Origin of the sequence: Limnohabitans sp., assembly GCF_044361645.1 — a bacterium.
Taxonomy (GTDB): domain Bacteria; phylum Pseudomonadota; class Gammaproteobacteria; order Burkholderiales; family Burkholderiaceae_C; genus Limnohabitans_A.
Map to the genome: position 1 here is coordinate 1 of NZ_JBIKIL010000158.1, position 7188 is coordinate 7188.

Annotated in this window: 5 protein-coding genes; 3 read left to right on the forward strand and 2 right to left on the reverse strand. The window is 57.3% G+C overall.

Features of this window, described 5'->3' with window-relative positions; all coding sequences use genetic code 11:
* Positions 1-1688: AAA family ATPase (locus ACIQ39_RS17710; protein ID WP_396435908.1), on the forward strand; the 1688-nt coding region annotated here is incomplete at its 5' end.
* 99 nt (positions 1689-1787) lie between these two features.
* Complete coding sequence (locus ACIQ39_RS17715) at positions 1788-3494, forward strand: thiamine pyrophosphate-binding protein (protein ID WP_396435909.1); 1707 nt, start codon at positions 1788-1790, stop codon at positions 3492-3494.
* A 132-nt stretch (positions 3495-3626) separates the two neighbouring features.
* On the opposite strand, the gene ACIQ39_RS17720 is transcribed toward ACIQ39_RS17715, so the two are convergent.
* Entirely contained in the window at positions 3627-4025 is a 399-nt protein-coding gene (locus tag ACIQ39_RS17720) for an SWIB/MDM2 domain-containing protein (protein ID WP_396435910.1), read from the reverse strand.
* Between the two features lie 617 nt (positions 4026-4642).
* Between ACIQ39_RS17720 and aceA the strand changes: the two genes are divergently transcribed.
* Positions 4643-5974 (forward strand): isocitrate lyase, encoded by a 1332-nt coding sequence (gene aceA / locus ACIQ39_RS17725; RefSeq protein WP_396435911.1) that lies wholly within the window; start codon positions 4643-4645, stop codon positions 5972-5974.
* Positions 5975-6182: 208 nt separating this feature from the next.
* Here the strand turns inward: aceA and ACIQ39_RS17730 are convergent.
* Positions 6183-7188, reverse strand: a 1006-nt coding sequence (locus ACIQ39_RS17730; protein ID WP_396435912.1) for an NADP-dependent isocitrate dehydrogenase, incomplete at its 5' end; no start/stop codon positions are given.

Below are 7188 nucleotides of genomic sequence, written 5' to 3' on the forward strand. Positions count from 1 at the left end.
ATTGCGTGGGTGCCACCACGCTGGCCGAGTACCGCAAATACATTGAAAAAGACGCGGCCTTGGAGCGGCGTTTTCAGAAAATACTGGTCAATGAGCCCACGGTGGAGGCCACCATCGCCATTTTGCGAGGCCTGCAAGAAAAGTACGAAATCCACCATGGCGTGGACATCACCGACCCGGCCATTGTGGCTGCGGCTGAGCTCAGCCACCGCTACATCACCGACCGGTTTTTGCCCGACAAGGCGATCGACCTGATCGATGAAGCTGCGGCCAAAATCAAGATCGAAATCGACTCCAAACCCGAGGTGATGGATAAACTCGACCGCCGCTTGATCCAATTGCAGATCGAGCGCGAAGCGGTGCGCAAAGAGCAGGACGAAGCCTCGCAAAAGCGCTTCACCTTGATCGAGGAGGAAATCGACAAGCTGAAAAAAGAATCGGCCGATTTGGAAGAAATTTGGCGCGCCGAAAAGTCTCAAGCCCACGGCGGGCAGCAGGTGCGCGAACAAATCGACCAAATCAAACAACAAATCGAAGACCTGACGCGCAAGGGCGAATTCAACCAAGTGGCCGAGTTGCAATACGGCAAATTGCCCGCTTTGGAAAAAGTCCTGAAAGACGTGCAGGCCAAAGAAGCCGCACCGGGCGACAAACCCGTGCACCGCTTGCTGCGCACCCAGGTGGGGGCGGAAGAAATCGCCGAAGTCGTGTCGCGCGCCACCGGCATCCCGGTGTCCAAAATGATGCAGGGGGAGCGCGAAAAACTGCTGCAAATGGAAGGCAAATTGCACCAGCGTGTGGTGGGCCAAGACGAGGCGATTGCGGCCGTGGCCAATGCCATTCGGCGCTCGCGTTCGGGCTTGTCCGACCCCAACCGGCCCACCGGTTCTTTCCTGTTTCTGGGTCCCACGGGCGTGGGCAAAACCGAGCTGTGCAAAGCCTTGGCCGGTTTCTTGTTTGACAGCGAGGACCACCTGATCCGCATGGACATGAGCGAGTTCATGGAGAAGCACTCCGTGGCCCGCCTGATCGGCGCGCCGCCGGGCTATGTGGGTTACGAGGAAGGCGGTTACCTGACCGAGGCCGTGCGCCGCAAACCGTACAGCGTGTTGCTGCTCGATGAGGTGGAAAAAGCCCACCCAGATGTGTTCAACATCTTGCTGCAAGTGCTGGACGACGGACGCCTGACCGATGGCCAAGGGCGCACGGTGGATTTCAAAAACACGGTGATCGTGATGACCTCCAACCTGGGCTCGCACCTGATCCAAGCCATGGTGGGCCAGCCCGCCGAGGACATCAAAGACGCGGTGTGGGACGAGCTCAAAACCCATTTCCGCCCCGAGTTTTTGAACCGCATCGACGAGACCGTGGTCTTCCACGGGCTGGACGCACAACACATTGCCTCGATAGCCGAAATCCAATTGCAGGTTTTGCAAGCCCGTTTGGCCCGCATGGATTTGAATTTGAAAGTCAGCCCGGCGGCTTTGTCGGAGCTGGCCAAAGTGGGTTTTGACCCGGTGTTCGGTGCACGCCCACTGAAAAGAGCCATTCAGCAGCGGCTGGAAAACCCCTTGTCCAAACTGCTGCTTGAAGGGCGTTTCCCGCCCAAATGCAGCATCGAGGTCTCGGTCGACCCCGTGCGGCACCCCGGCCAATTCGAGTTCAAAGTGGTGGAACAAGCCCCCTGACCCCGCAGCCCGATCGCCCGACTGAGCACACTGCCGTTCAGGCCTGCCCGCTTGCACGGCAGTGACAGTCGGCCCCAAGGGTTTGTGCACAATGCGCGCATGACATCCAAAATTGCCGGCCACCTGCTCGTTGAATGCCTCTTGGCCCAAGGCGTCACCCATGCTTTCGGTGTTCCCGGTGAAAGCTACTTGGCCGTGCTCGATGGCTTTCATCTGCACCGCGAGGCAATCGAGTTTGTGACTTGTCGCCAAGAGGGCGGCGCCGCTTTCATGGCCGAGGCCCAAGGCAAACTCACCGGCAGACCCGGTATTTGTTTTGTTACCCGTGGACCGGGTGCGACCAACGCGTCCATTGGCGTGCACACGGCTTTTCAAGACTCCACCCCAATGATCTTGTTTGTGGGCGACGTGGCCAGCGACACGCGCGACCGAGAAGCTTTTCAAGAAATGGACTACACCCATTTCTTTGGGCCCTCCACCAAAGGCATGGCCAAGCGGGTCGAGCGTGTAGATCATGCTGAACGCTTACCCGAATACGTGGCCCGCGCCTTTGCCACGGCCATGAACGGTCGCCCTGGCCCTGTGGTCTTGGTGCTGCCCGAAGACATGTTGACCCAAGCCGTCACGGCGCAGCCGCTGGGACGCGTTGAACCGGTGCAAGCTTGGAGTGATCCGGGTGCATTGCGCAGCTTGCGTGAGATGCTGCTGGCCGCCCGCCAACCCTTGGTGATTGCAGGAGGTGGGGGCTGGACACCGCAGTCGGCCCAAGCACTCCAGCGCTTTGCCGAGAACTGGCAACTGCCGGTGACCAATGCCTTTCGCTTTCAGGACACCTTTGACAACCACCATGCTTTGTATGCGGGTGACGTGGGCATTGGCATTGGCCCCGGGCTGGCCCAACGTGTGCGCGATGCCGATTTGATCCTGGCCATTGGCCCTCGTTTGGGCGAGATGACCACGGGTGCTTACACCTTGCTGCAAGCCCCCAAAACCCGACAAAAGTTGGTGCACATCCATGCCAGTGCCGAAGAGCTCAACCGCGTGTACCAAGCCGATCTGGCCATCCACGCGACCATGAACGCAGCCGCGCGCAGCCTGGAGGTTTTGACTGCCCCCACCGAGCTTGCATGGACCGACTGGACCCATGCGGCCCATGCCGATTACCAACACAATCTTGAGCCGCAGAGTTTGCCAGGTGCGATCGACATGCCCGCCATCGTGGCATTGCTGCAAAAACACTTGCCCACCGATGCCGTGCTCACCAATGGTGCTGGCAACTTCGCCAGTTGGATGCACCGCTTTTACAAACACCATGGTCTGGTCAAAGGCTTCAAAACCCAACTGGCCCCCACAGTGGGGGCCATGGGCTACGGTGTGCCTGCGGGCATTGCGGCCAATTTGCTGACGGGCCGTGTCGCATTCACCATCGCTGGCGACGGTGACTTTCTGATGAATGGCCAAGAGCTGGCCACGGCTGTTCAGCACGGGGGCAAAAGCATTGTTGTGTTGCTCAACAACGGCATGTACGGCACCATCCGCATGCACCAAGAGCGCGATTACCCGCAGCACGTCACAGGCTCAAAATTGCAAAACCCTGATTTTGTGGCGCTCGCCGAAGCGTACGGCTATGTGGGCCAGCGCATTGAACGAACGCAAGACTTCGAGTCTGCCTTGCTCGGAGCGCTGGCACGGCCTCAGGGCACACTGATCGAGGTCATGCTGGACCCCGAGGTGATCACCACGCGGGGCACTCTGAGTGCCATCACACAAGCGGCCTTGGCCAAACAAAAAAATGATGGGTACTGAGGGCGCATGAGGGCCAGGCCCCCATCGCGCTGAACCCAAGCGAATGCGTGTGGGCCGGGCATGATCAGAGGGCCGCCCTCGGCCGCAAAAAAACCCGCATCAGCGGGTTTTTTTGTGCTTCGAGTGGGCCAATCACTTCAAGTGTTTGCCGATCAAGCCAGCCATTTCAAACATGGTGACTTGGGCCTTGCCAAACACAGCCTTGAGTTTGTCATCGGCATTGATGGCGCGGCGGTTCACGCTGTCTTGCAGGTTGTGCTTCTTGATGTAGACCCACATCTTGCTGACCACTTCGGTGCGTGGCAGCGGTGTAGCACCGACCACAGCAGCCAAGGCGGCACTGGGAGTCAGTGCTTTCATGAATGCGGGGTTGGGTGTGCGCTTGCCAGCAGGAGCCGCTTTTTTCGCGGGTGCAGCAGCTTTGGCGGCTGGCTTTGCAGCTTTTGACGCTGGAGCCGCCTTGGTGGCCGGAGCTGCTTTTTTCGCGGGTGCTGCAGCTTTTTTCGCCGGGGTTTTCTTCGCAGTTGCCATGATGAGATTCCTTAGGTCGAAAGGGGGGTTCGCCGCTGATGAACGGTGTGTTGTCAGCTAGGGCGATCCTAAAGGAGAAAGGGCCTCTTTCCAAGTGGGAAACCCATATTTATCGCTGTCTTGCGCATGATTTTTCCCTGATCTTGGGTTTTTCTGGCTCGTCCTGGCTTTTGAACCGTTTTTTTCAACACAAATGAGAGCGTCAATGCTTTGTTTTGCCATTGCTTTGCCCGGTGTGCAGGCCTGGTCAACAGCGCTTGGGCTGGGATCAGCGCTTGTTCGTGTTGTTTCGGTGGGGTGCAAAGCGCTGGCTGTTTGGGGTCTGCAGTGCAGGGTCTGAAGTGGGGCTTGATTGTCGGGTTTGTTTCAAGCACGCGCTGTTTTTGCGCCTCTTTTAAAAGCGAGTGTGGACAGCGCACGCCTTTTCTTAAAGCAATAAATATTTTTGCATTGTGAAATTAGTTGTGCAAGCCTATGATTTTAAATGAAAAAATATATGTCTTATATAAGATATAAGATAGGTTTTGTGTCTTCTATAAGAGTTAAGATTAAGGCTCAGATACTTTGCAAATGCTGCAAGCCTCAGCCGATACCAACTTGACCTATAGGAGTTTTCCATGCCAGCCAACCTCAGCCAACAACTCAGCCGTGAACAGCAAATCGCTGCCCTCGAAAAAGACTGGGCCACCAATCCCCGTTGGAAGGGCGTCAAGCGCGGCTACTCCGCGGCCGATGTCGTGCGTCTGCGCGGCAGCATGCCCATTGAGCACACCTTGGCCAAACGCGGTGCCGAAAAACTGTGGGAAAAAGTCAACGGCGGTTCCAAAAAAGGCTATGTGAATGCCTTCGGTGCCATCAGCGCTGGCCAAGCCATGCAACAGGCCAAAGCCGGTCTGGAGGCCGTGTACCTGTCGGGCTGGCAAGTGGCGGCTGACGGCAATACGTCTGAGACCATGTACCCCGACCAGTCGCTTTACGCCTACGACTCGGTGCCTACCATGGTTCGCCGCATCAACAACACCTTCAAGCGCGCTGACGAAATCCAGTGGGGCCGTGGCATCAACCCGGGCGACAAAGAGTTCATCGATTACTTCTTGCCCATTGTGGCCGACGCCGAGGCGGGTTTTGGCGGCGTGTTGAACGCGTTTGAGTTGATGAAAAACATGATCGCCTCGGGCGCAGCGGGCGTGCACTTCGAAGACCAATTGGCTGCTGTGAAGAAATGCGGTCACATGGGTGGCAAAGTTTTGGTGCCCACCCATGAGGCCTGCGAAAAGTTGATCTCTGCCCGTTTTGCAGCCGACGTGATGGGCACCTCCACCATCGTCTTGGCCCGCACCGATGCCGAAGCGGCCAACCTGGTCACTTCAGACCACGACGCCAATGACAAGCCTTTCTTGACCGGCGAGCGTACGCAAGAAGGTTTCTACCGGGTCAAAAACGGTTTGGAGCAAGCCATCAGCCGCGGCGTGGCCTATGCCCCTTATGCCGACTTGGTGTGGTGCGAAACGGGTGTGCCCGACATCGGCTTTGCCCGCGAATTCGCGCAGGCGGTGCACGCCGCCTGCCCCGGCAAGCTGCTGTCCTACAACTGCTCGCCCTCGTTCAACTGGAAGAAGAACCTCAACGACAGCCAAATCGCCAGCTTTCAAGAAGACCTGTCGGCGCTGGGCTACAAATACCAGTTCATCACTTTGGCCGGTATCCACATCAACTGGTACAACACCTTCCAGTTTGCCCACGCTTACGCCAACGGCGAAGGCATGAAGCACTACGTCAACATGGTGCAAGAGCCTGAATTTGCAGCGCGCGAAAAGGGCTACACCTTCGTGTCGCACCAGCAAGAAGTGGGCGCAGGCTACTTCGACGACGTGACCACCGTGATCCAAGGCGGCTCGTCTTCGGTGAAGGCTTTGACCGGTTCCACTGAAGAAGAGCAGTTCCACTGAGCAGCAGGGTGCGCGTCTGTCAAGGTGCTGGCATCTCCAAAAGCCATTGGGTGCGCAAGCGCCCAATGGCTTTTCTCCGACCGCGCTTTGCGGCTTTGGTCTGCGGGGGCGGCTGCGTCAAAGGACTGGAGTGGCAGATTTTCTTCAACATCAACAGCCGAAAAAAAGCCACCCAATGGGTGGCTTTGGGTGCACAGCCTGGATTTGTTCAGGCTGCGGCGGCCAAGGCGGCGTTAAAGCTTGGGCTGGGACACATGATCGCGTGAACTTTTTCTGGTGAAGGGTAAAAGTAACCGCCAATGTCCACGGCATGACCTTGCACGGCGTTGAGTTCGGCGACGATGGTTTTTTCTTGTTCGGTCAGGGTTTGAGCCAAGGGTGAAAATTTGGCTTTGAGGTCCAGGTCGTCGTTTTGAGCGGCCAATTCCTGCGCCCAGTACATGGCCAAATAAAACTGGCTGCCACGGTTGTCCAGTTGGCCGGTTTTGGGCGAGGGGTTCTTGTTGTTTTCGAGCAATTTGCCCGTTGCAGCATCCAAAGTTTTGGCCAAAATTTTCGATTTGTTGTTGCTGGTTTTGATGCCCAAATCTTCCAAAGAAACGGCCAGAGCCAAGAATTCGCCCAGCGAGTCCCAGCGCAGGTGGTTCTCTTCCACCAACTGTTGTACGTGTTTGGGGGCGGATCCGCCTGCACCCGTTTCGTACATGCCTCCGCCCGCCATCAAAGGCACGACAGACAGCATTTTGGCCGAGGTGCCCAACTCCATGATGGGGAACAAGTCGGTCAAATAGTCGCGCAAGATGTTGCCGGTGGCACTGATGGTGTCAAAGCCTCGGACCACCCGCTCGAGGGTGTAACGCATGGCGCGAACTTGGCTCATGATCTGGATTTCCAGGCCTGCCGTGTTGTGCTCGTGCAAGTACATCTTGACCTTGGTGATCAGCTGCGCTTCGTGCGGGCGGTACTGGTCGAGCCAGAACACCACGGGCATGCCCGAGTTGCGCGCACGCGAGACGGCCAATTTGACCCAATCCCGAATGGCGGCGTCTTTGACTTGGCACATGCGCCAGATGTCACCGGTCTCCACATCTTGCGACAACAGCACTTCACCGGTGTTGACATCGGTGATGTTGGCCACGCCATCCTCTTGGATTTCAAAGGTCTTGTCGTGGGAGCCGTATTCTTCGGCTTGTTGGGCCATCAGGCCCACATTG

What these genes read in the sequence shown, in the direction of transcription:
- aceA (WP_396435911.1), top strand. Translation starts at nt 4,643, where the DNA reads ATGCCAGCCAACCTCAGCCAACAACTCAGCCGTGAACAGCAAATCGCT.
- ACIQ39_RS17715 (WP_396435909.1), top strand. Translation starts at nt 1,788, where the DNA reads ATGACATCCAAAATTGCCGGCCACCTGCTCGTTGAATGCCTCTTGGCC.
- ACIQ39_RS17720 (WP_396435910.1), bottom strand. Translation starts at nt 4,025, where the DNA reads ATGGCAACTGCGAAGAAAACCCCGGCGAAAAAAGCTGCAGCACCCGCG.